2 protein-coding genes are annotated in these 4311 nt (G+C 48.2%); both read left to right on the plus strand.

The window, feature by feature from the left end:
- Positions 1-2241 (plus strand): molybdopterin guanine dinucleotide-containing S/N-oxide reductase (locus MHN01_RS18110; RefSeq protein WP_239412621.1); only part of this gene is annotated, 2241 nt, incomplete at its 5' end.
- Positions 2242-2476: 235 nt separating this feature from the next.
- A partial coding sequence (locus MHN01_RS18115) for a proton-conducting transporter membrane subunit (protein ID WP_239412622.1) occupies positions 2477-4311 on the plus strand: 1835 nt, incomplete at its 3' end.

The raw sequence follows: 4311 nt of genomic DNA on the forward strand, positions 1-4311 counted from the left end.
CCAAACAGTCTTCAGCTGACTGGCCCGGACCAGGTGCACACCAAGGCGCGCATTAAGTATCCTATGGTGCGTAAAAGCTATCTGGATAATCCGGCAAATCCGGCTAAGCCTCGCGGCAAGGATGAGTTTGTTCGCGTATCTTGGGATGAAGCCCTGAAGCTGATTCATGCGCAGCATTTACGTATTCGTGGTGAATACGGTGATGAATCTATCTTTGCCGGTTCGTATGGCTGGCGCTCTTCCGGCGTTTTACACAAAGGCCGCGAGCTGCTGCGCCGCTATATGAGCCTTGCCGGTGGATATACCAGCCACCTTGGCGACTATTCAACGGGCGCTTCTCAGGTCATCATGCCACATGTCATGGGATCTATTGAGGTTTACGAGCAGCAGACAACTCACCCTGTAGTTATGGAAAACTCTGATGTTGTGGTGCTCTGGGGGATGAACCCGATGAATACCTTACGTATTGCATGGACCTCGACTGAAAACTCAGGTATTGAGTTCTTCCATCAATTGAAAAAATCAGGCAAGACACTGATCTGTATCGACCCGATGCGTTCAGAAACCATCGATTTCTTTGGTGATGCCGCCCAATGGATCGCGCCGCACCCGTTTACCGATACGGCTATGATGATGGGTATTGCCTACTCACTGGTAGAGCGGAACAAGCACGATAAGGCATTTTTGGATAAGTACACCGTTGGCTACGATAAGTTTGAGGAGTACTTGTTAGGTAAAACTGACGGTACACCGAAAACGCCGGCTTGGGCTGAAGCAATCTGTGGCGTCCCTGCTAAGCAGATGGAAGTACTGGCTGACATATTCAGCACCAACCGCACTATGCTCATGTCTGGCTGGTCATTGCAGCGTCAGCAGTATGGCGAACAGCGTCACTGGATGCTGGCTACCCTGGCGGCTATGCTTGGGCAGATTGGTTTGCCGGGCGGTGGTTTTGGCCTTTCTTATCACTATTCTAACGGCGGTAACCCAACCCGTGATGGCGGGGCGTTACCTGCAATGGGGGCAACGGTAGGTAAAGCCGGTAAATCCGGTGCGCGTTCTGCCTCTAAAGAAGCTGTAAATGCATTGCCAGCAGCCCGTATCATTGAGGCGATTGAAAATCCGGGCATGAAGTATATGCACAATGGCCATGAACTTACTTTCCCGAACCTGAAGATGATCTGGTGGACGGGGGGCGGTAACTTTACCCATCACCAAGATACTAATCGCCTGATCAAGGCATGGCAAAAGCTTGAGCTGTCTGTTGTCTCGGAGATTTACTGGACGGCAGCAGCCAAGCACGCAGATGTGGTACTCCCAATCACGACCTCTTTCGAGCGTAATGATATGACCATGACCGGTGACTACTCTAAACAGCACCTGGTACCCATGCCAAAAGTGGTGGAGCCTCAGTTTGAAGCATTGAACGATTTTGAAGTCTTTGCTCGTATGTCAGAACTATTGATGCCGGGTGAGGGGCGTAAGATCTTCACCGAAGGCAAGGAAGAGATGGATTGGCTGAAGCACTTCTATGATGAAGCGGCGAAAGGAGCCAAGCGTGCCCGCGTACGTATGCCGAAATTCCAGCAGTTCTGGGCGAAGAATGAACTGATTGAGATGAAGCCGAACAAGAAGAACGCCAAGTTTGTTCGCCATGAAAAATTCCGTAAAGATCCGATCATGAATCCTCTGGGTACGCCTTCTGGTAAGATCGAAATCTACTCCAAGACAATTGAAGGTTTCGGTCTTGAAGACTGTCCTGCACACCCTACCTGGATGATACCTGATGAGTGGGTTGGCAGTGCCAAACAAGGCGAACTGACACTTATTACTTCACACCCTGCGCACCGCCTACATAGCCAGTTCAACTACGCCAAGCTGCGCGATGAATATGCGGTGGCAAACCGTGAGCCTATCTCCATCAATTCTGAAGATGCCAAGGTGCGCGGAATTAAAGATGGCGACTTGGTCAGAGCCTATAACGGCCGTGGTGAAATTCTGGTTGGTGCGGTAGTGACTGAAGGCATTAAGAAAGGGACGGTTTGTGTGCACGAAGGTGCCTGGCCGGATCAGGATGAAAATGGCCTTTGTCGCAATGGTGGTCCAAATGTACTAACCCGTGATATCCCTACCTCTCGTCTGTCCAATGGATGTGCGGCGAACTCATCACTGGTTCGTATCGAGAAATATCAGGGCAAGGCGCCTGAGCTGATGGCGTTTACCCCACCTAAAAATGCTTAATGGTAAATATCTAATGGACTGAGGGAGCGAAAGCTCCCTTTTTTAATGAGTAAATATGCTTTGCTCAATAAGTAGTGTCTGAAGCCTTATCCCTTGGTTGATAAGTATTGTTTTTAAGTTCTGTACTCGGAATATTTTGTACGTGACTCTTAAAAATGTTCACACTGGACTATGAGCGCAAGGTATAAAATTTAAGTCTGTATTCAGGGGGAAAGTCATAGCCAACTAAGCAATGATGGACACTAATCAAACAGGCAATAGATATTGTGATGGTAGGACAAAACATCAATATATATTACTCATATTCCTATTGTTCCCAATACTGATACTGATTTCTCTATTGTATTGGTATCAGCCTGAAGGGGGACAATGGCGGTTATTATGGGCTCCGAGCCTAGATATTAACTTGAGCTTTCGGCTGGACAGCCTTTCATTTTCATTCGCCTGTTTGATAAGTGGTATAGGGGTGTTAGTTCAACTTTATGCACTTGCGTATCTACGCGGTAAATCGTCCCGTTTTTCTTTTCATCTCTATCTCACACTGTTTATGTTGGCCATGCTTGGTGTTGTGATGAGCGATAATATCCTCCTTTTGTTCGTTTTCTGGGAATTGACCACTATCACTTCATACCTACTGATCGGGTTTGATCATGAGAACCCTAAATCACGTAAAAATGCGCTGCAATCACTGATTGTAGCCGGTGCGGGTGGCTTGGCCTTGCTGGCTGGTTTGATTCTCCTCGGAATGATAACCGACAGTTACGAGTTGAACGTAATTATCGAACAGTCTTCTTTAATCGCTCGGCACAATTTGTTTGTGCCGTCTTTAGTGCTGATTCTGCTCGGTGCCTTCACCAAGTCCGCTCAGTTTCCGTTTCACTTCTGGTTACCCAACGCGATGGCAGCCCCCACACCGGTCAGCGCTTATTTGCACTCAGCAACTATGGTTAAAGCTGGTATTTATTTGCTGGCCCGTTTATCTCCGGTCTATTCGCAGAGTGAGATTTGGTTTTATACCCTGGGCATTGTAGGCGGATTCACGGCGATATGGTGTGCAATTCTGGCGCTCAGACAAACTGATCTGAAATTGATGCTGGCATACAGCACCAATGTTGCACTGGGCAAGCTGACGTTGTTACTTGGCATAGGCACCGAGTTGGCGATAACGGCAATGCTATTGTTCATTCTGGCCCATTCGTTTTACAAGGCTGGGCTGTTCATGGTTGCCGGTAATATTGATAAAGCAACCGGTACACGGGACATTCGTGTGTTGCGCGGCTTGAAATCGGTGTTGCTGCTGAGTTTGATTGCGGCTGTTGTTGCCGCATTGTCTAAATCTGGCGTACCACCGTTACTTGGCTTCTTGAGTAAAGAGTATATGTACAAAGCTGCCGTGGAGATCAGTAGCTGGGCAACGGCAACGTTTCTTGTGGTTAACGCACTGATGGCGGCACTTGCGCTAACTCTGGTTATTAAGCCATTTCTTGCCCATTACACCGGTGAGCCCACCCCGGCAAAGCCTGTTGAGTCAGATCTGGGACTATGGCTTCCCCCTATTGTATTGGCGCTCGGTAGTATTATGGCCCCGGTGATAGGACTCGGCTGGTTGAATACTCACGTGGTTTCTCCAGGCGTGCTTTTTGCGTATCCGAATACTAATCCAGAGGTTGTGAAATTGTGGCAAGGCTTTAATGTGCCATTGCTCTTGAGTGCTGTGACTCTGGTCTTAGGTTACATCCTGTATAAAGTCGTTCCTCATATTTTGGCTTGGCGGGAGCGCATACCCATTACTTTACCGAATGCCAATGATGTGTTCGATCGCATGATGGGTGCGATGATGATGTTTGCTAAATGGCAGACCCAATTGTTGCAACAAAAACGATTGAGCGTGTACGTGCTAATGTTTTTTGTCGTGTTGGCTGGAATACTGCTGAGTCAGCCGCTAAGCATTCCGCAATACGTACTTACTGGTTTGCTGACGGTAGAATTTTACGAAGTGGCTATAGCTCTTCTGCTTGTGGCGGCTGTGTTGTTATGCACCTTCTCCCGTTCAAGGTTGCTTGCTATTGC

This window comes from Photobacterium sp. OFAV2-7, assembly GCF_022347985.1.
In the GTDB taxonomy this organism is placed as follows: Bacteria; Pseudomonadota; Gammaproteobacteria; order Enterobacterales; family Vibrionaceae; genus Photobacterium.